The following is a 20,287-nucleotide window of genomic DNA, read 5'->3' on the forward strand; positions in this document are numbered from 1 at the left end:
TCAGTGTGGTCTTCCACGCATCGGCCGGCTTGAAGTCCGGAACCAGCCCGCCACCCGTGCCGGTGAAGTTCGACATGCCGTGCGACAGCATGTCCGGTTTCACCGGCGACCGCGCCGGGGGGGCGGCGCGGGGTGATAGCGGGGGTCAGCCCGGGGCGAGCGTGGCAAGCAGTGCCTTGGCCGCGTTGAAGCGGTCTTCGGGCAGCGGCAGCGGGTGCTTGATGCGCAGCTTGTCCGGGCCGTCCATGGTGTACAGCTTGGGCTGCTTCTGGATCATCTGGATCACCGACATGGGGTCGATGCGCGGCTTGGGCTCGAACACGATGCGCCCGCCATTCTCACCCAGCTCCAGCTTGCGGATGCCCAGGACATTGGCCTGCAGCTTGAGCTCGGCCACCGCGAACAGGTGCTTGGCCGGATCGGGCAGCAGCCCGAAGCGGTCGATCATTTCCACCTGCAGTTCGCGCAGCTGCTCGTTGTCGCGCGCGCTGCTGATCCGCTTGTACAGGGTCAGGCGCGTGTGCACGTCGGGCAGGTAGTCGTCGGGGATCAGCGCGGGCACATGCAGTTCCACTTCGGCGCCGCGTGCCTCTTCGCCGGCATCCAGGTCGGGCAGGTTGCCCAGCCGGATGCTGCGCACCGCACGTTCGAGCAGTTCGGTGTACAGGCTGAAGCCCACTTCGGCCATCTGGCCGCTCTGGTCTTCGCCCAGCAGCTCGCCGGCACCGCGGATTTCCAGGTCGTGCGTGGCCAGCGTGAAGCCGGCGCCGAGCTCGTCCATCGATGCGATCGCTTCCAGGCGCTTTTCAGCGTCAGGGGTCATGGAGCGCTTGTCCGGCACCACCAGGTAGGCATACGCGCGATGGTGCGAACGGCCGACGCGGCCACGCAGCTGGTGCAGCTGCGCCAGGCCGAAACGGTCGGCGCGATTGATGATGATGGTATTGGCGTTCGGGATGTCGATACCCGATTCGATGATCGTGGTCGACAGCAGCACGTTGTAGCGCTGCTTCTGGAAATCGAGCATCACCCGTTCCAGCTCACGTTCGGGCATCTGCCCGTGGGCGATGCCGATGCGCGCCTCGGGCACCAGTTCGGCCAGGTCGCGCTGCATGCGGCCGATGCTTTCCACGTCGTTGTGCAGGAAGTACAGCTGGCCGCCGCGCGCGAGTTCGCGCTGGAAGGCCTCGCGCAGCAACGCGTTGTCCCACGCGGTGATGAAGGTCTGCACCGCCAGCCGGTTCGGCGGCGGCGTGGCAATGATCGACAGGTCGCGCAGGCCGGCCATGGCCATGTTGAGCGTGCGCGGAATCGGCGTGGCGGTCAGCGTCAGCAGGTGCACGTTGGCGCGCATCGCCTTCAGCGCCTCCTTCTGGCGCACGCCGAAGCGCTGCTCTTCGTCCACCACCACCAGGCCAAGGTCCTTGAACTTCACGTCCGGCTGCAGCAGCCGGTGGGTGCCGATGATGACGTCGATGGTGCCGGCGGCGACCTTCTCCAGCTCGGCCTTGATCTCCTTGGTGGTCTTGAAGCGCGACAGCACTTCCACCCGCAGCGGCCAGTCGGCGAAGCGGTCGCGGAAGTTGCGGTAGTGCTGCTCGGCCAGCAGCGTGGTCGGCACCAGCACGGCGACCTGCTTGCCGGCGCTGGCGGCCGCGAACGCGGCGCGGACGGCGACTTCGGTCTTGCCGAAGCCGACGTCACCGCACACTACGCGGTCCATTGGCTGGCTGCTGGCCAGGTCGCGCAGGGTGGCGTCGATCGCGGCGAGCTGGTCGGGGGTTTCCTCGAACGGGAAGCCGGCCGCGAAGGGCTCGTACATCGCCCGGTCCACATGCAGCGCCAGGCCTGCGCGCGCACGTCGCCGCGCCTGGATTTCCAGCAGTTCGGCCGCCACGTCGCGGACCTTTTCAGCGGCGCGGCGCTTGGCCTTGGTCCACTGCTCGCCCCCCAGCGAATGCAGCGGCGCGGTTTCGGCCGAGGCGCCGGAGTAACGGCTGATCAGGTGCAGCTGGGCCACCGGCACGTACAGCCGGTCGCCCTTGGCGTATTCGATCTCCAGGAACTCGCCGGGCATGCCGCCCGCGTCCAGCACGATCAGCCCGCGGTAGCGGCCCACGCCGTGGTCTTCGTGGACGATCGGCGAGCCTTCATTGAGCTCGCCGAGGTCGCGGATGATCGCTTCCGGTTCGCGGCCGACGCGGCGGCTGCGGCGGGTCTGGCCGGCGCGTTCGGGGAACAGCTGGCGCTCGGTGAGCACCGCCAGCGCGGGCGTGTCCAGGGCGAATCCGTCTTCCAGCGGCGCGACGGTGATCGCGAAGCGCAGGTCGGTCTGGGCTAGGAAGGCGGGCAGGTCGGCGACCACCGGCGGCTTCAGCTCGGCGGCGAGCAGCACTTCGAGCAGGGCCTCGCGGCGGCCGGGCGAATCGGCGGCGATCAGCACCCGGCCCGGGTAGTGGCCGATGAAGGACTTGAGCGCCTCACCGGCCGGCGCGTCGCGTGCGGCCACCGGCAGCGGCGGCAACGGCTGGTCGCCCAGCGGCTGCGCCTCGTCGATGCGCGGATGGTCCGCGTTCCAGACCTCGATCCGTGGCAGCGCGTTCAAACGCGTGTTGAGCGCTTCCGGGCTGAGATAGAGCTCGGACGGGGCCAGCAGTGGGCGCTCGACATCGTGGCGGCGCTGCTCGTAGCGGTTCTGGGTCTGCGCCCAGAATGCGGCCGCGGCTTCGCCGACGCCTGCGGCGACCACCGGCAGCGCGTTGGGCTGCAGGTAATCGAACAGCGTGGCGGTCTGGTCGAAGAACAGCGGCAGGTAGTACTCCACACCGGCCGGCGCCAGCCCGGACTTGAGGTCCTGGTACAGCGCGCTGCGGCGGGTATCCACGTCGAAGCGCTCGCGCAGGATGGCCAGCACCCGCGACACGCTCAGCTCGTCCAGCGGCACTTCACGGCCGGGCAGCATGCGCACCGCGTCGACCTTGTCCAGCGAGCGCTGGCTTTCCGGGTCGAACGCGCGGATCGAGTCGATGTCCTCGTCCAGCAATTCCACGCGCAGCGGCGCATCGGCGCCCATCGGGAACACGTCGAGCAGGCCACCGCGCACGGCAAAATCACCCGGGTCCATCACCTGCGGCACGTTGCGGTAGGCGGCCGCTTCAAGACGGCGCTTCTCGGCGTCCAGGTCCAGACGCTGGCCGACCTTCAGGTCGAAGCTGCCCCCGATGATGTACTTGAGCGGCGCCAGTTGCTGCAGCAGTGTCTGCACCGGCACCACCACGATGCCGCGCCTGAGCGTCGGCAGCCGGTGCAGCGCGGCCAGGCGCTGCGAGATGATGTCCGGGTGCGGGCTGAAGGCGTCGTAGGGCAGGGTTTCCCAGTCCGGGAACGCGACCACCGGCAGGTCCGCATCGGCACCCAGCAGCGTGCGCAGATCGGCCTCGATCTGGTTCGCGCCGTGGTTGTCGCGGGCGATGACCAGCAACGGCCCGTCATGGGCCTGCGCGGCACGCGCGACATACCATGCCAGCGCCGTGGCCGATGCGGGAGCGCGCCACCAGGCGCGGAGCTGGCCGGAACGGGGCAGCGGCGGAACGGGGTATGAAGAAGATGCCATGAACCATCAATTGTAGTGCCGGGCTCTGCCCGGCAACAACGGACAGCGCGGCCGGGCAGAACCCGGCGCTACGAATCCAGTTCCAGCACCATGCGCACCAGGCCCGGCGTACCCTGCGGATGCGGGATGGGCTTGAAGCCCAGCGATGCGGCGAGCTGCTTCATCGGTTCGTTCTCTTCGGCAACGTCGCCGTACAGACGATCCAGATACTTGCCGCGCGCCCACTTGACCAGCTTGCGCATCAGCTGGCGCCCCAGACCCTGGCCAACCAGGAAACGGCTGATCAGGATGGCGTACTCGGCCTCGCGGGTGCCTTGGATCATGGAGGCACGTGCGACCGCGCCAACCACGGCTTCACCCGGCGGATGCGACGACTCCGCGGCGACCAGAGTGATTTCGCTCTTGGGATTGGGGTGGGTCAGACGCTGCGCGGCTTCTGCAGAGAGCTCGGTGAGCGACTGCAGGAAGCGGTCGCGGATTTCCTCCGGACCAAACAGACTGAAGGCCGCCTGCAGCGGGCCGACGTCTTCCGGACGGATCGGGCGGATCAGCAGCTGGTGGCCGCTGGGTGCCTTGAAGATTTCGTGCCAGGGCGGCATGCGGTTACGGGTAGCCATACCGGTGATTCCTTGGTGGTCTTTGGATTCTCGCATTCCCGGGTGCGTGTTCCGTGAACGAAACACTCACACCGAACCGCCTTGCCCGGACGCGGCGGCGGGCGGTGGGGTCAATTCCCGGGTGCTCGGCTTACTCGGCCTGCTTCAGCCATTGCAGGCGGGTGCTGGCGCCGGCCTCGCCCAGATGCTGCTTCAGTACCGGCATGGCCGGTGCCAGCACCTGGTCGAACTGCCACGGCGGGTTGAGCAGCAGCATGCCACTGCCGTTGAGGCGCAGCGGTGAATCGTCCGGTCGAACCAGTAGTTCTACTGTAAGCACCGACTTGACCGGCAACGCGCAGGCCTTGCGCAGGAAGTGCAGGATGGTGCGGCGCTGCTTGATCGGGAACCAGACGGCGAAGCTGGCCTGCGGCCAGCGCGCCAGGATCTCGGTGACCGAGGCGAGGATGCGCTGGTATTCGGCATCCTGGCCCTCGTAGGGCGGGTCGATGAGGACCAGCCCACGGCCGATCTTCACCCCGTTGGCCTTCGGCGGCAGCAGCGCCTTGTTCTGGGCGTAGCCGTCGGCGTGAAGGACCGCCACCCGGCTGTCATGGGCGAACAGGGCCTTGAGCGAGGCCGCCTCGGCGTCCTGCAGCTCGCATACCGCCATGCGGTCCTGCTCGCGCAGGGTCTGGGCGCTGAGCAGCGGGGAACCGGGGTAGCTGATCATGGCCCCGACCGGGTTGTCCGCCTGTACCGCCTTCAGGTAGCGCTCGACCACGGCCGGCAGCTGCGGCTGCGCCATCAGGCGCATCACGCCGTCTTCGGCCTCCAGGGTCTTGCGGCTTTCTTCGCTGGCCAGCAGGTAGCGGCCGGCGCCGCCGTGGGTGTCCAGCACGAAGAACGGGCTGTCCTTGCGCTTGAAGGTGTCGAGCAGGGCAAGCTGCACGATGTGCTTGAGCACATCGGCATGGTTGCCGGCGTGGAAGGCGTGGCGGTAATTCATCGGCGCAGTGTACGGGGCGGCGGGCCCAGCGGCTATGCTGCGCGCATGAACCGCCCCCTGCACAACGTCCTGGTCGTCGAAGACGAAGCCGCCATCGCCGATACCGTCCTGTATGCGCTGCGCAGCGAGGGCTATGGCGCCCGGCACTGCCTGCTCGGCGGGCAGGCGCTGCAGGCGCTGCGCCAGGAGCCGTTCGACGTGGTGGTGCTGGACGTGGGCCTGCCCGACATGAGCGGGTTCGAGGTGTGCCGTACGCTGCGGACCTTCAGCGAGGTGCCGGTGATCTTCCTGACCGCGCGCAATGACGAGTTCGACCGCGTGCTGGGGCTGGAGCTGGGCGCCGACGACTACATGGCCAAGCCGTTCTCGCCGCGCGAGCTGGTGGCGCGGGTACGCGCCCGCCTGCGTCGCGCGAGCGCACCGGTGGCGGCCGGACAGGACGGCTGGCAGCAGCACGGGCGCTTCGCGATCGACCGCGACGGCCGCCGCATCCGCTTCGGCGAACAGCTGCTGGAGCTGACCCGCTACGAATATGCGCTGATGGCGGCGCTGCTGCAGCGCCCCGGTGCGATCCTCAGCCGCGCCCAGCTGATGGACCGCGGCTGGGACATCACCGCCGACAGCGCGGACCGCACCGTGGACACCCACGTCAAGACGCTGCGCGCGAAGCTGCGCGCGGCCGGCGCCGAACCCGACCCGATCCGCACCCATCGCGGTGTTGGCTACGCCTTGGAGGTATAAGCGTGCGCCTGGGCCTCAAGTTGTTCCTCGGCGTGTTCCTGATCGTCGGCATCGCCGCATTCTTCGTGATGCGCGTCTTCGTCAACGAAGTGAAGCCGGGCGTGCGCCAGGCCATGGAGTCCACCCTGGTGGACGCGGCCAACGTGCTGGCGGAGATGGCGGCCGCCGACCTCAAGGCCGGGCACATCCGCGATGGCCAGTTCGTGGCCAACCTGGCCCGCGCGCAGCGCCGCGATCCCAAGGCGATGGTATGGCGCTTCCCCAAGCGCACGCTGGATTACCAGGTAACCATCACCGATGCGCGCGGCATCGTGGTGTACGACTCCAGCGGGCAGGCGCTGGGCCGCGACAATTCGCGCTGGAACGATGTCTACCGCACGCTGCGCGGCGAATACGGTGCGCGCTCCAGCCCGGAAACGCCGGGTGACGAGGTCCACTCGGTCATGCACGTGGCCGCGCCGATCCATGACCCTGCCGATCCCAAGCGGCTGATCGGCGTGCTCAGCCTGGCCCAGCCCAACCGCAGCATCGATCCGTTCATCGCGGCCAGCCAGCGCGCCATCCTGCAGCGCGGGGCGTGGCTGATCGGCCTGTCGGCGCTGGTCGGACTGTTGATGACGGGCTGGCTGATGCACGGGGTCAACCGGCTCAACCGCTATGCCAAGGCGGTCAGTGCCGGCGAACCGGTGCCGCCGCCGAAGCCTCGCCGCGACGAGATCGGCGACCTCGGCCAGGCGCTGGAGACCATGCGCCGCAAGCTGGAAGGCAAGGCGTATGTGGAGCAGTACGTGCAGTCGCTGACGCATGAGATGAAGAGCCCGCTGGCCGCCATCCGCGGGGCGGCCGAACTGCTGCAGGAGCCGCTGCCCGATGCCGACCGTGTACATTTCGCGCGCAGCATCCAGGGCCAGGAGCAGCGCCTGACCGAAACCATCGACAAACTGCTGGCGCTGGCCGAAGTGGAACAGCACGGCTGGCTGCAGAAGCGCGAACGGATCGCGCTGGCCCCGCTGCTGCAGGGCGCCGCCGACGCCGTCGCGGTGCGTGCACAGGCCGCGGGGATATCCCTGCAGGTCGATGTCGCGCCGGGCCTGGAGGTGCTGGGCGATGGCTATCTGCTGCGGCAGGCGCTGAACAACCTGCTGGAGAACGCGCTGGCCTTCTCCGCTGCCGGCAGCCGGATCGAACTGGGCGCCGTGGCCGACGGCGAGGGCGTGGTGCTGCAGGTGGCCGACCGTGGCAGCGGCGTTCCCGACTACGCGCTGGAGCGGGTGTTCGAGCGCTTCTATTCGCTGGCGCGGCCCGCCACCGGCCTGCGCAGCTCGGGGTTGGGCTTGTCGTTCGTGCGTGAGGTGGCCCGCTTGCATGGCGGGCGGGTCGCGTTGACCAACCGTGAGGGGGGCGGCGCGGTCGCGTCGCTTCACATTCACTTCAAATAGAACACAAACCCTGCTCACCCACAGGCGCGACGCTGGCACCCTTCCCAAACCGAGGACGGGTGATGAAATCCCTGAAGATGCTGTTGCGGTTCGCCATCGTTGGCGGGCTGATCCTGCTGCTGCTGATTCCGTTGATGATGATCAAGGGCGTGATCAGCGAGCGCGAGGCGTACCGCGACCAGGCCTACCTGCGCGTTGCGCAGAGCCGCGCCGGGGCGCAGACCCTGACCGGCCCGATCCGGGTGGTGCCGTGGACCGAGACCCGCCAGGTCGAAGTGGTGGACGCGGCGGGCACCAAGAAGATCGAGACGCATGTGGAGCAGAGCTACTGGCTGCAGATGCCATCGCGGCTGGTGGTCGACGGCGGAATGACGCCCGACGAGCGCAAGGTCGGCCTGTTCCGCGTGCCGGTCTACACCTGGACGGCCAAGGTTACTGCCGAGTTCAGCGATGACGACTATCCGGTCAAGGCCGGCCGCCTGTATGGCACGCCTTACCTGGCGGTGGGCATCGCCGATGTGCGCGGTCTGGTCGGTTCCCCGGACCTGAAGGTCGACGGCCAGGCGCTGACCCTGCAGCCCGGCATCGGCGATGTGACCGGCATCGGCAAGGGGCTGCATGTGCCGCTTCGCGATTTCGACGACCGTTCCGGTGGGCAGCTCAAGGCCAGCAAGGTGGAACTGGAGCTGGTGCTCGATGGCACCCGGTCGCTGGCAGTGGTGCCGGTGGGCGATGACAGCCGCATCGCCATCCGCTCGCCGTGGCCGCATCCGTTGTTTGGTGGCAGCTTCCTGCCCAACGAACGCAAGGTGGGAGAAAGCGGCTTCGATGCGGAGTGGGCGGTCTCCTCGCTGGCCTCCGAGGCGCAACGGCAGCTGCGCAGCGACCGCGATGTGGAGCCGGAAACGGTGAGCGTGGAGCTGGTCAATCCCGTCGACATCTACACCCAGGCCGATCGCGCCAGCAAGTACGGCATCCTCTTCATCGTGCTTACGTTTGTCGGCTTCATCCTGTTCGAACTGATCAAACGCCTGCGTATCCATCCCCTGCAGTACCTGATGGTCGGCCTGGCACTGGCGATCTTCTTCCTGCTGCTGCTCAGCCTGTCCGAGCACATTCCGTTCTGGGTCGCCTACGTGGTCTCCGCAGTGGCCTGCATCGGGCTGCAGGCGGTGTACCTGTCCGGGGTGCTGCGCAGCTGGGTACGCGGGTTGGGCTTTGCCGGCATGCTGACCGTTCTCTACGGCGCGCTCTACGGTCTGTTGGTATCGGAGAACAATGCGTTGCTGATGGGCTCGCTGCTGCTGTTCGCGGTGCTGGCTGCGGCGATGTGGATCACCCGTCGTATCGACTGGTACGAGCTGGGCGCGAGCCTGAAGTAAGACTGCGGTAACGGAGGGGGCGGCATCGCCTGCCCAAACGCGCCAGCCGGGTCCATGCGGTCCGGTTGGCGCGCTGCTTGGTGCTGGCTGTCGCATCAATCGGTGCCAGCGGTCTTGATTCGCGGCGCGAATGATAGGAGGACGTCAACGCTCTGGGCCTGACGCATGCAGCGCGTTACGGGGTACGAGAATTCTGATGCTGCACGCACCGCACAGATGTTCGCAGGCGGCGCTGGCTACGCTTCGCCCCCCGTTACGTGCGACGCCCCCATGTCTCCCATCCCCCCGTTGTCACCGTCTCCTCCGCGTGCTGCCGCAGGCAGCGCAGTGCCCCCACTTGCACCACCCTCGAACGCCGCTCGCGGCGTGCCACAGTCGGTGGGCAATGCCATGAAGCCGACGCCGGGGCGCGTGCTGCAGCTGGCCCATGTTCCGCAGAGCGAACTCGACGCCCTGGCGCGTGCGCTGGCACACGGTCCTGTGGACGGGCCCTTCTTCATGGCGCTGCAGGGAAGGTTCGCGCACACGCCACTGGCTGCGCCGATGGCCGAAGCATTGGTCAACGACGGCCTGGCGATGCTGCTGCCACCCGGGCTGGACGACGCCGAACGCGATGCATGGCACCAGACCGTTGCCTCGCTGCTGACCTGTTCGCGGGCCGGTTGGGAAGTGGCGTGCCTGCCGTTGCGCGCGTCCTTGGGTGCAGAGGTCGCGTCGACCTCGCGCACGCTGCAGACGATCCGTGACGCGCTGTACCGGCCATTCGACCTGCCCAGTGCGGTGTGGCTGGCCCTGTTGTCCGAACAGCGTGCATGCGGGGTGGCCGATTGCCGCGTGATTGCACGCACAGTGCAGGCGGCCGGCACGGATGCCGACCCTGTCGCAGCCGAGGAATGGTTGCGTACCGCCTTGCGCGGTGTGGCACCCCCGCTGCACGACCCGGCGGCGGTGACGCAGGAGGTGGCGCGGGCGGCGCGCGACGATGGCCTTCTGGATCCCCGTCATGTGCTGGCGGCGCTGTTCGATCGGGTCGACGCGGACCATCGGCCGGCGCTCAGCGACACCGAACGCGGGCACATCCTGTACGCGCTGGCAGAGCTGGAGTGCCCGGGGCGCAACGGGCAGGGCAGTCCGCTGCTGGCGGTCGCAGGCTCGGACGGCTCCCGGCTCGGCCACCGCCTGCTGGACATCGCCAGTCGCGCGTCGCTGGATCCTGCCGCAACGCAACGGCAGGCCGGCGGGCGCGCCGCGCTGGCGATGGCCACGTTGCAGGCCGCAACACACGGGCTCGCATGGCTGGGCGCACGCACAGGGGCGGCGCAGGTCACGCCCGCCGACGTGGCGCTGACGCCGGCCGGCGCCGGGCCACAGGCACCGCCGACCGCGCCTGCCAGCGGCGCCGTGCCCGTTCGCGTCGACGCCTGGCGCGTTGCCCCCTTGCCTGTTGCCGCGTCGGCGGGGCGGTGCAGTGACGGGGCGTTGCTGGGCATCGCCGCCGGTGCGTTGCTCAGCGGTGTGTCACTGATGCGGCTGGGCTGGTCCTGGGCGTTCGCCAATGCTCCGGAAGACGACGGCGCGCCCGTCGAGTCGCGCGCCACGACCGACGCGGTTGTCGAGCTGCTCGACCATGTCATGGACGTGCAGGGACGCGACACGGTCTGGAATGACATCCGTTCCCGGGTACAGGCCGCGGACGCCGCCGCAGAGGGTGACGCACTGGTCGCGCAGGTCGAGGCGCTGCTGCTGGACAATGGCGTGGCGGACCGGGTGCTGGCCACGTGGGATGCCGACGCGTCGATCCGCCCGCACGGCTCCGCCGATCGGCACATCCGCGCGCGGCGCGATGCCCATGACCTGAACCCTGTTGCCGCTCCGGCGGCCTACATCAAGCAGCAGATGGCGGATGAGGCGCGTCTGGCCGAGGTGAGCCGGCGCCTGATCGAGGCGGCCAAGCAGAACCAGCCGGCGGCGAATGCGCCTGGCGCGATCCACTTCCAGCCGGGCGACGGCCTGCCCGATGCGGAGGCGTCGGGCATGATCAGCTTCTGGGGAAACAGCCTGGATGCGCCGCTGGACGCCCGCGAGGCGATGGTGGAGGCGCTCAATGAACTGGCCGATTCGGAGGTCGTCCTCGCGCAGGTGTACGCAGGAATGCCGCACCTGGACGACCACATCGCCGCCATGCTGTCTGCGACGTTCAATGCCACGCTGGGCGAGCGCGTGGATCCGCGCCAGATCTACCGCAACACGTTCCAGCACAACGAGCTCTGGGAGCGCTGGGAATCCTCGCACCCCCGGCCGCCCTCGCTGCGGGAGCAGCCGGGCGACCGGCGGCAGGTCAGGCCCGGTCAACGCGTGCGCAGTGGGCTGACCAGCTCCTACAGCTTGGTGGAGGCGGCCGTACTGCCGCCGGAGCGCGACAGCGACCGCACCGCGTTGTACTTCCGAAGCGGACAGAGCAGCTATTTTCCCAATCAGGAGTGCCAGCGGCCCACCCTGCAGCAGTTCAACGCCGCGATCACCGGGCGCAGGTTCATCGACGAGTTCACACACCTGCACGGCCGTTACGTGGACGGCGCCAACGGCACTGCGCGCGACCATGATCGTGCGCTGTTTTGCCGGGGCACCACGATGCGCCTGATCGGCGCGAGCATCCTGATGATCGCCGGGGGCCGGTTGAGCCCCGCAGGCGCATGGCTGGTCAGCACGATGCTGCTGCATCCTGCCCAGTTCGATGATCGCGCGCCGGAGAACGGGCGCGCGCTGAAGCTGCCCGGCAAGGTACTGCATGCGTATCCGCTGCAGGCCACGCCTGCGGGCGGTCCAGCGCAGCCCCTGCACGGGGTGCTGCTGCTCGCCGACGTGATCGAAGGCGGCGGCGCCACCGCGGTCGTCAGTACCTCGCGCACGCCGGCCGTGGAGGAGTTCGACTCGGTGGCCGAGGCGCTGGCCCAGCTGGAGGTGGAGCTGCCACGACGCCTGGAACGCTGGGTGGCCATGCAGCACCATCACCACTGGCAGCGCAACCGCACTGCGGCGGTGAGCACCGCGGCGCCGCTGCGCGGCGACTTCATGGAGCGGCTGTTCCAGCAGGAGCTGGATCTACGGCAGCAGCAATTGCAACACCTGCTGCGCGGACCGGCCGCCGTGGCCCGGCGCGACTTCAACGCGCTGGACCAGCAGATGTCGCGGCAACCCACCGCGGTGGCGTTGCCGATTCTGAAGGCCGCGGCGGAGGTTGCCGCTGCCACGCCGGTGCACTGGCTGGCAGATGTCGGCGCTGGCAACGGCACCGGCGCGGCGTTGCGCAACATCGATTTCGACGGCGTGCGCGCGCTGTATGACCTCAACGCGTCGCGCAGCCTGCTGGAGCGCGAATACCCGTTGCTGCCCCGGTTCGTCGAGAAGGCGCTGGATGATGCCGTGCTGGCACGGCACGGCGTGGCCTTCGACAGCAGCCGCTACTCCATCGTCACCTTCTCTGGCGGCACGCGCAGCAGCGAGGCGCGCAGTGGCTGGGTACACAACGCCGCCCAGCGCACCGGCGCGCAATCGCTGGTGGAGTGCGCGCTCAGCAAGGCCGAAGGCCTTCCGGAGGGCGATGGCATGCTGGAATCGTGTGGCCTGTATCTGGCCGCAGAGCAGGAGGTGTATGACCAGAAGACCGAGGCCACCGAGATCGGTCCGGACCAGTTCCTCACCATCGCCCGCGAACTGGACCTGCAAGGCACGTACCTGGCCGCGCTGGCGGACTTCTGGACGCAGCAGCGCCGGGAGGTGGAGCACGCGGTGCGCGGCTCCTATCTGTTCTCGGCCTGGCAGCAGTACGGCGACGGCTCCCTTTCCGATCGTGGTCTGCAGCTCGCGCTGATGGCAGGGGGCGATACGGTCAATGCAACCGGCGGCCATGGCGATGATCCCGCGATGGGGCCGGGCATCCGTGCCGGATGGCTGGAGGTGTACGGCATCGCCTCCACCATCATCCAGATCCAGGACACGCAGGGGCCGGAAACCATTCTCTACTACCCCAACGAACAGAACCGCTTCTACGAGTTCGCCCATCCGCAGGAGATGGTCACCTGGCTGCGCGGCCAGACGGCCACCGATGCGGGCTGCGCCTGGATTGAGCCCGCCTTCGACCTGGCGGACCTGCAGGATGGCTGGTTCTACAGTGGCGTGCAGAGCGTGCTGGGGCTGGCCAACGGCGAACAGTTTCCCGTGGAGGGAACGTCGCGGCCGATCGAGGGCAACCGGCTGGTGTCGGCGCTGGTGACACGGCTGCGTGCGCGCACCGAAAGCGATGCCCGGGTGCTGATGACGTCCAACTGGGAGTCGTTCCGCCATCACTGGCTGGCGCGCATGCAGCGCTTCAATGTCGTGGCGGGGTTGGCCAGCGTCGTCCTGCCCCCGTTGCTGCCGGTGGTGGCCGTGGGCACGGTGGCCGAACTCGGGCTCGGCGCGGAACAGGCCATCGACGGCCGCAGCGAGGCCGAACGAAGCGCCGGCGCGCGTGCGGCGGTGGGTGCGGCGATCGGGCTGGCCCCGCTCGCGGTATCGCGCCTGGTCAACCTGGCGGCGGCCGATGGGGCGCGCGTCGAATGGACGGCGCAGGTCGTGATCGACGACGCCGCGGTGGACCCGCTGCGGGGAATGGCCGAGCGCTACGCGCTGCCGGGGCGCATCGACGGGGTGCGACCGGCTGAAAACGGCGTCTACCGCTACGCGGGAAAACAGTACATCCGGCAGGCCGAGCACACGTACGAGGTGTTCTTCGACGATGCCGCGCATACCTGGCGGCTGCGTCAACCCGGTGGCGGGGCGCACTACCAGCAGCCGATCCGGCTCAACGCGGAAGGGGCCTGGGAAGTGAATCCGGACGTGGGGCTGCGCGGCGGTGGTCGTGCGCCGGAGGTGTCGCGCAGCGTGTCCATCGAAAGCAGCTACCGTGGCGCGCTGAACGCCCACCTGGCCAAGGTCCGCGAGGGCGCAACCGATGCGGCCACCGCGGACTTCAAGTGGGGCAGGGTGAACTGGCGCCGGGTGCGGCTGTCCAACGGCGAGATGTCGGTGGCGGACCTGAAACGCCAGTTCCTCGAGGGCGGGCTGGACATGGTGCAGAAGGGGGCGATGTCCGAGATCATCGCGCGGCTCGAAGCGCTGCAGCGCAACGGCTGGTATGCCCGGCTGAGCTTCAGCATCGACACGCTGGTGCATCGCGCGGGCGGCAGCTTCATGCCGGTGTCGCAGGGCCTGCTGTTCGAGGACCTGCCGGTCGGTGGGGCCGGTGTGTGTACCGGCCTGTCGCGGATCATGGCCGTGGCACTCGGCGAGGATGCGCAGGTGCAGCTGGTGCGCAATCTGCGCGCGGCCATCAGCCGGCCGGGTTCCACGCTTGCCACCACCGTGCGCGAGATGGCGCTCGATGCGCAGGGTGCGGCGCTGCCGCGCCACGCGTTGTCGGCCTCCGAGCGGGTCGATGCCGCCGAACTGACCCAGCTGCTGGGCGGGGTGGGCGAGAGCAGTCAGTTCGTCCTGTCCGGGGCGTCCCACAGCATGGCCTGTGCGGTGAAGGTCGCCAGCAACGGTCGCCGCACGTACAGCCTGTACGACCCCAACTTCGGCCTGGTCGAGTTCACCAGCTTCGCCGCGTTCGAGCGCTGGCTGCCAGCGTACTTCCAGCTGCGCCCGGTCACCCAGATACCGGGTTCAGCCGCCACGCGGCCGTTGAGCCTGGGCGACCTCTACGGCGCCTACCCCGTGTCGGAGCGCGGCGAGGTGCAGTTCGGGCTGCGCCAGGTCGGCACCGACGTGCTGCGCCAGCACGCCGTACAGCGCCGCTGGAACCAGCTCCTGTACCGGATTTCCAGTCCATGAACGCGGCGGCGGCCCCCATCGACCCCGGGGCAGGTAAAATTGCCCCATTCCCGTTTCCCGCTCCGAGCCTTCCATGACCTGCCGCACCCGCTTTGCCCCCAGCCCGACCGGCTACCTGCACATCGGCGGTGCCCGCACCGCGCTGTACTGCTGGCTGGAGGCGCGCCATCGCGGCGGCGAGTTCGTGCTGCGCATCGAGGACACCGACCGCGAGCGCAGCACCCAGGGTGCGATCGACGCCATCCTGGAGGCAATGGACTGGCTGGGGCTGGACTATGACGAGGGTCCGTTCTACCAGACCCAGCGCGTGGCCCGTTACAAGGAAGTGGCCGAACAGCTGGTGGCCGACGGCAAGGCCTACTACGCCTACGAGACCCGCGAGGAGCTCGACGCGATGCGCGAGGCCGCCATGGCCAAGCAGGAAAAGCCGCGCTACAACGGCGCCGCGCGCGAGCAGGGCCTGCCGTACCGTGACGATCCCAACCGCGTCATCCGCTTCAAGAACCCGCTCGAGGGCACGGTGGTGTTCGACGACCTGATCAAGGGCCGCATCGAAATCGCCAACAGCGAGCTGGACGACATGGTGATCTTCCGCCCGGACGGCTTCCCCACCTACAACTTCGCGGTGGTGGTGGACGATTGGGACATGAAGATCTCCGAGGTCATCCGCGGCGACGACCACATCAACAACACCCCGCGCCAGATCAACCTGTACGAGGGCATCGGCGCGCCGGTGCCGAAGTTCGGCCACATGCCGATGATCCTGGACGAGCAGGGCGCCAAGCTCTCCAAGCGCACCGGCGCGGCCGATGTGATGCAGTACAAGGACGCCGGCTACCTGCCTGACGCGCTGCTGAGCTACCTGGCCCGCCTGGGCTGGTCGCACGGCGACCAGGAGCTGTTCAGCCGCCAGGAGCTGATCGACCTGTTCGACGTGACCAACTGCAATTCCAAGGCCTCGCGGCTGGACATGGCCAAGCTGGGCTGGGTGAACCAGCACTTCCTGAAGACCGAAGACCCGGCCGGCATCGCGCCGCACCTGGTCTACCAGCTGAACAAGCTGGGCCTGGACCTGGCCGCCGGCCCGGCGCCCGCCGACGTGGTGGTGGCCCTGCGCGACCGCGTGCAGACGCTGAAGGAAATGGCCGAAAAGGCGGTGGTCTGGTACCAGCCGCTGGTTGAATACGACGAGGCCGCCGTGGCCAAGCACTTCAAGCCTGGCGCGGAACTGGCGCTGGGCAAGGCCCGGGAGCTGCTCGCGGCAGCCAGCGAGTGGACCGTGGAAAGCGTGTCGGCCGCGCTTCACGATGTCGCCACGGCCCTGGAAATCGGCATGGGCAAGGTGGCGCAGCCGCTGCGCGTGGCGATCACCGGCACCCAGGTGAGCCCCGATATCTCGCAGACCGTGTACCTGGCCGGGCGTGAAGAGGCCTTGAAACGCATCGATGTCGCACTCACTAAGGTACCGTCGGCCTGACCACTGGAGACCGCACATGTCCGCTAAAGCCGCTTGTACCGCCCCGCACCACCATGTTCACGACGCCTCCGACTTCGTGAAGGTGGTCGAACGGGTGTGCACGGAACGCGGACTGCGGCTGACGCCGATCCGCGCCAACGTACTGCGGCTGATCGCCGAGGCCGGCAAGCCGGTCAAGGCCTACGAGCTGCTGGAATGGGTGCGCAACGGCAAGGGCGTGGGTGCCGATGCGCCGCCCACGGTGTACCGCGCGCTGGATTTCCTGATGGCGAACGGGTTCGTGCACAAGCTCGAATCGGTCAACGCCTTCGTGGCCTGCCACCATCCGAGCAGCGCGCAGCACTCGGTGCCGTTCCTGATCTGCAACAGTTGCCACAGCGCCGTGGAGCTGGAAGACCGCGAAATCGTCAGCCAGCTCGAAAAACGCGCCAAGGAACTGGGCTTCCAGCCGCAGGCGCAGACCCTGGAAGTGCACGGCCTCTGCGCGCGCTGCGCGGGGTGAATCACCGCGCGGCGGTGTCCACGCTTACCACCACCGACATGCCGGGGCGCAGCCGCGGCGCCAGTTCCTGATCCGGATCGATCGCGATCCGCACCGGCAGGCGCTGCACCACCTTGGTGAAGTTGCCGCTGGCATTGTCGGGGCGTAGCACGCTGAACTCCGAACCGGTGGCCGGCGCGATCTGCTCGATGTGGCCGGTGAGGCGTTCCCCGTCGAAGGCATCCACCGAGAACGTGGCCGGTTGGCCGATGCGCATGCGCCAGGTCTGGCCTTCCTTGAAATTGGCCACCACCCACAGCGTGTCCGGCACCAGGAACAGCAGCTGTGAGCCGGCGGTGACGTACTGGCCCAGCCGCACCGACGCTTCGCTGACCTGGCCGTCGCGCGGGGCATGGATGACCGTGTTGGCCAGGTCGATGCGCGCCAGCTCCAGCTGCGCCTTGGCGGTTTCCACGCCGGCTTCCAGGCTCTTGCGGGCGACCTGGGTGGAGGTGAGCGTCTCCTCCGCGATACGGATCTGCGCCTGTGATTCCAGTACCGAGGACTGTGCCGCCTGCGTGCCGGCGCGGAACTTGTCGCGGTCATTGAGCGCCACCAGCTGCTGCGCGGCCAGTTCTTCATAGCGTTTGAGTTCACCGCGCGAACGCGCCAGTTCGGACTGGCCCGCCGACAGCGTGGCCTGCGCGGCGGCGATCTGGGCGCGGTTCTGCGCCTGCGCCTGGTCGGAGTTGGCCAAGGAGGCGATGGCGCTGTCCAGGTTGGCCTGCGCCTGCGCGACCTTTTCCTTGTAGATGCGGTCGTCGATGCGCACCAGCGGCTCGCCCTGTTTCACATGTTGGAAGTCCTTGACCAGCACGTCGGTGACATAGCCGTTGACCTGCGGCGCGAGCACGGTGATCTGCCCACGCACGTAGGCGTTGTCGGTACGCATCCAGCTGCTGTTGAACGGCCACAGCGCCCATGCACGCAGGATCAGTGCGATGCCGATCAATGCCACCGCGATCATGATCACCACGCTGCGCGTGCTGGGCTTGAGGTACTTCGGCACCCCGCTGGGCGCCGCGGTGGCCGGGGCAGGCGCGGCCGCGGTCGGCGGCGCGGCGTCGGTGGGTGGGGCGGGGTTGACGTCGTCGGGGGCGTCGTCGCGCGGGGGTGTCGTGGGCATGTCGGGACTCATCGGGGCGGGGGGGGGGGGGGGGGGGGGGGGGGGGGGGGGGGGGGGGGGGGGGGGGGGGGGGGGGGCCGGGGGGGGGGGGCGGGGGCTGGCGGGCCCCCAGGGGGGCGCCCCCCGGGGGGGGGTGCGGGGGGAAGCGGTGGGCGGGCGCCGGTGGCGCTTGCGCCACTGCTTGAGCACGGCCGTGCGGATCGACAACAGCAGCAACCAGCACAGGAAGCCGAGTGCGACCCGGCCGCTCAGCGAAAACACATCGTTGAAGCCACGCACGTTAGCCTCGCGGCGGGTGATCTGGGCCAGCTGCGCGGTGCCCTGTGCACTGCGCTGCACCGGATCGGTGAGCAGCGGGGTGTACAGCTGCTGCTGGAGTTTCAGGCGTTGCGCGACCACCCCATCGGTCGGGTCGAGCTGGCCGACCAGCGCGCTGGAGTAGACCTGCTCGCGATGCAGTTGATAGGTGCCCAGTACCGCCGAGCCGGCCAGTCCGCCCAGGGTCTGGGTGATCGAGAGGGTCACCAGGAAGGTGATCATGTGGTCGGTGCCCTGCTTCAGCGCCTGGGTGATGCCCAGCATGATGAGCGGGCCCATGAACATGCCGGCGCCCATCGAGGCGAGGAACTGGCTCAGGAAGAAGTCGTGCGGGCGATCCTGGCTGGTCCGGCTCTGGTCGAGCAGCGCCGCGGTGCCCAGCAGCAGGATGGCCATCAGCAGCTGCGCGATGATGCGTTTGGGCCCGAAGGTCAGTGAGCTGGTCGCGATGCCGGTGATGACGCCGGCCAGGATCACCGCGAACAGCGGCCGCATCTGGTCCGGCCCCATGCCCAGCTGACGCATCAGGCCGATCACCCCATACGACTGCTCGGTGGTGAGGAAGCGGATCAGGAACGCGCCGACGATGAAGTGAAGCATCGTGGGGCTCGCAAGCCAACGGATCTGCAGCAGCGGGTTGCGCCGGTAGCGTTCGACCACGATGCCGGCGGTGGCGAGCGCGAGCGAGGCGACCAGCGCCCAGCCCAGCCAGGGGGTGTCGAGCCACCAGCGCAGGTAGCCCTGGGCCAGCACCACCACCAGCAACCCCACGGCCGGTGCGAGCAGGGCGAAGCTGAGGAAGTCCATCGGCTCGAACACCTTGATCTGCGCGCCCGGCGGCAGCTTCAGCACCACCACGGCCGCGAACGCGCACAGCGCCAGCCCGGCCTCGAACAGGTACAGGTTGTGCCACTGGCCGGTGTCGACCAGCCCGGGTGAGACCAGCCACGCAATGGGCAGGGCCATCTGCGAAATGCCCACGCCGATGACCAGCAGGTTGCCGGTAAAGCGCCGTGGCAGCGACTGCAGCATGTACAGCGTGCCCAGCGTGCTGCAGGCGGCACCGGCAAAGCCGCTGGCCGCGCGCATCAGCAGGGTGGTTTCAAAGCTGCCGACGAACAGGTGCAGCACCGCGAGGCCGGCGTACAGGCCCAGCCCTATTTCGGCGAACAGGCGGATGCCGTACTGCTGGCGGAACTTGAAGGCGATCAGGTTGGCGGTGACGTTGACCATCGCGTAGGCGGCCACCAGCCAGCTGCCCTGGGTGGGGGTGAGCCCCAGCTGCCCCTGCAGGAACGGCAGGTTGGCGGTGACCAGCGCATTGCCCAGCCCACCGGTGATGCCCACCAGCAGCGCGACCAGCGCATAGGCCAGCCGCCGATGCGGCGGATGCCAGGGCATGGAGGCCGAACCGGGCAGGGTGGGTTTTTCGTGCTCCTCCCAGTCGGGAACGGGCTTGAGGTACTCGGCCATCAGTTGGCCCCGTCGGCGCTTCCGTGCAGGCCTTCGCGCAGCAGTTGCAAGGCGCGGGTCGCCAGGCGGGCGCGTTCCTCGCGGGTCTTGCCGCGCAGCGCGGCACCGAGCATGCCGGAAATCAGGGTGATGTCGCCCACCTGCAGGTCGGCGCGGCACAGGCCGGCGTCGATCGCGCGCTGGATCGGCGCCTTGAGCAGGGCATGGATGGTCTGGCGGGCGGCCTTGATGCTGGGTTCGTCGGGGTCCACGGCGCGCCAGTAGTCGGCCAGCGCGGGCGACTGCACGATGCGCGAGGCCATGCCCTGCAGTACCTCGAACAGGGCGTCGTCGCGGTCACCCAGCGTTTCCACCTGGCGGCGGATGCGCGCGACGGTGCGGTCGAGCAGGGCCTCGACCAGCGCGGTGCGGTCGGGGAAGTTCCGGTACAGGGTGGCGCGGCCGACCTGGGCGCGCTCCACCACCAGATCCAGGGGCGCGTTGACGCCATGCTGGCCGAACACGGCGTCGGCGGCATCGAGGATCAGGGCGCGGCGGGCGGCCGCATCGGCACGTTGACTGGGCATGGATCATTTTCGGACAAAAATGTCCGAGCGGGAAGCCGTCGGGAGGTTTCGGTATCAGGCCACTCGGGTTGGTCAACAAGGTGTGAAGCCAAGGCCGGTCGCGTGAGCCCAGCACCGCGCAGCCACGCATGG

The 20,287-nt window shown here is 68.8% G+C and carries 11 protein-coding genes and 1 pseudogene; 6 read left to right on the forward strand and 6 right to left on the reverse strand.

Annotated elements, in window-relative coordinates:
• Nucleotides 1–145: 145 nt before the first annotated feature.
• The 3 genes from mfd to ACOZHM_RS09255 form a co-directional block, all read right to left on the reverse strand.
• Nucleotides 146–3,613 (reverse strand): transcription-repair coupling factor, encoded by a 3,468-nt coding sequence (gene mfd, locus ACOZHM_RS09245; protein WP_421568949.1) that lies wholly within the window; start codon nucleotides 3,611–3,613, stop codon nucleotides 146–148.
• A gap of 68 nt (nucleotides 3,614–3,681) precedes the next feature.
• Nucleotides 3,682–4,230, reverse strand: coding sequence for a GNAT family N-acetyltransferase (locus tag ACOZHM_RS09250; RefSeq protein WP_421568950.1), 549 nt, complete (start codon nucleotides 4,228–4,230; stop codon nucleotides 3,682–3,684).
• A gap of 130 nt (nucleotides 4,231–4,360) precedes the next feature.
• Nucleotides 4,361–5,218, reverse strand: coding sequence for a 23S rRNA (adenine(2030)-N(6))-methyltransferase RlmJ (locus ACOZHM_RS09255; RefSeq protein ID WP_421568951.1), 858 nt, complete (start codon nucleotides 5,216–5,218; stop codon nucleotides 4,361–4,363).
• Between the two features lie 45 nt (nucleotides 5,219–5,263).
• Here ACOZHM_RS09255 and creB point away from each other — a divergent pair, with 45 nt between their 5' ends.
• From creB to ACOZHM_RS09285, 6 genes are all read left to right on the forward strand, one after another.
• Nucleotides 5,264–5,959: a two-component system response regulator CreB gene (creB, locus tag ACOZHM_RS09260; protein WP_421568952.1), complete on the forward strand. Its 696-nt coding sequence runs from the start codon at nucleotides 5,264–5,266 to the stop codon at nucleotides 5,957–5,959.
• Between the two features lie 2 nt (nucleotides 5,960–5,961).
• Nucleotides 5,962–7,398, forward strand: a complete 1,437-nt coding sequence (gene creC, locus ACOZHM_RS09265; protein ID WP_421568953.1) for a two-component system sensor histidine kinase CreC — start codon at nucleotides 5,962–5,964, stop codon at nucleotides 7,396–7,398.
• Between the two features lie 62 nt (nucleotides 7,399–7,460).
• Nucleotides 7,461–8,780: a cell envelope integrity protein CreD gene (creD, locus tag ACOZHM_RS09270; RefSeq protein WP_421568954.1), complete on the forward strand. Its 1,320-nt coding sequence runs from the start codon at nucleotides 7,461–7,463 to the stop codon at nucleotides 8,778–8,780.
• A 390-nt stretch (nucleotides 8,781–9,170) separates the two neighbouring features.
• The gene (locus ACOZHM_RS09275) at nucleotides 9,171–14,654 is read left to right on the forward strand and encodes a dermonecrotic toxin domain-containing protein (RefSeq protein WP_421568955.1); all 5,484 of its coding nucleotides are present in this window, start codon (nucleotides 9,171–9,173) and stop codon (nucleotides 14,652–14,654) included.
• Between the two features lie 73 nt (nucleotides 14,655–14,727).
• Nucleotides 14,728–16,131: a glutamate--tRNA ligase gene (gene gltX / locus ACOZHM_RS09280; RefSeq protein ID WP_421568956.1), complete on the forward strand. Its 1,404-nt coding sequence runs from the start codon at nucleotides 14,728–14,730 to the stop codon at nucleotides 16,129–16,131.
• Between the two features lie 16 nt (nucleotides 16,132–16,147).
• A complete protein-coding gene (locus ACOZHM_RS09285) occupies nucleotides 16,148–16,633 on the forward strand; it encodes a Fur family transcriptional regulator (RefSeq protein ID WP_313348694.1) in 486 nt (161 codons plus the stop codon).
• Nucleotide 16,634: 1 nt separating this feature from the next.
• Here ACOZHM_RS09285 and ACOZHM_RS09290 read toward each other — a convergent pair whose 3' ends face one another.
• From ACOZHM_RS09290 to ACOZHM_RS09300, 3 genes and pseudogenes are all read right to left on the reverse strand, one after another.
• The gene (locus tag ACOZHM_RS09290; RefSeq protein ID WP_421568986.1) at nucleotides 16,635–17,798 is read right to left on the reverse strand and encodes an HlyD family secretion protein; all 1,164 of its coding nucleotides are present in this window, start codon (nucleotides 17,796–17,798) and stop codon (nucleotides 16,635–16,637) included.
• A 123-nt stretch (nucleotides 17,799–17,921) separates the two neighbouring features.
• A pseudogene (locus tag ACOZHM_RS09295) lies at nucleotides 17,922–19,592 on the reverse strand (MFS transporter); the annotation flags it as partial.
• Nucleotides 19,589–20,155, reverse strand: coding sequence for a TetR/AcrR family transcriptional regulator (locus ACOZHM_RS09300; RefSeq protein WP_421568957.1), 567 nt, complete (start codon nucleotides 20,153–20,155; stop codon nucleotides 19,589–19,591). The gene ACOZHM_RS09300 and the pseudogene ACOZHM_RS09295, both read right to left, overlap by 4 nt.
• Nucleotides 20,156–20,287: the final 132 nt, after the last annotated feature.

This window comes from Stenotrophomonas sp. PD6, assembly GCF_049199305.1.
Classification (GTDB): domain Bacteria; phylum Pseudomonadota; class Gammaproteobacteria; order Xanthomonadales; family Xanthomonadaceae; genus Stenotrophomonas.

Coding starts and splice junctions, on each gene's coding strand:
- mfd (WP_421568949.1), bottom strand. CDS start 3,613: ATGGCATCTTCTTCATACCCCGTTCCGCCGCTGCCCCGTTCCGGCCAG.
- ACOZHM_RS09250 (WP_421568950.1), bottom strand. CDS start 4,230: ATGGCTACCCGTAACCGCATGCCGCCCTGGCACGAAATCTTCAAGGCA.
- ACOZHM_RS09255 (WP_421568951.1), bottom strand. CDS start 5,218: ATGAATTACCGCCACGCCTTCCACGCCGGCAACCATGCCGATGTGCTC.
- creB (WP_421568952.1), top strand. CDS start 5,264: ATGAACCGCCCCCTGCACAACGTCCTGGTCGTCGAAGACGAAGCCGCC.
- creD (WP_421568954.1), top strand. CDS start 7,461: ATGAAATCCCTGAAGATGCTGTTGCGGTTCGCCATCGTTGGCGGGCTG.
- ACOZHM_RS09275 (WP_421568955.1), top strand. CDS start 9,171: ATGAAGCCGACGCCGGGGCGCGTGCTGCAGCTGGCCCATGTTCCGCAG.
- gltX (WP_421568956.1), top strand. CDS start 14,728: ATGACCTGCCGCACCCGCTTTGCCCCCAGCCCGACCGGCTACCTGCAC.
- ACOZHM_RS09285 (WP_313348694.1), top strand. CDS start 16,148: ATGTCCGCTAAAGCCGCTTGTACCGCCCCGCACCACCATGTTCACGAC.
- ACOZHM_RS09290 (WP_421568986.1), bottom strand. CDS start 17,798: ATGCCCACGACACCCCCGCGCGACGACGCCCCCGACGACGTCAACCCC.
- ACOZHM_RS09300 (WP_421568957.1), bottom strand. CDS start 20,155: ATGCCCAGTCAACGTGCCGATGCGGCCGCCCGCCGCGCCCTGATCCTC.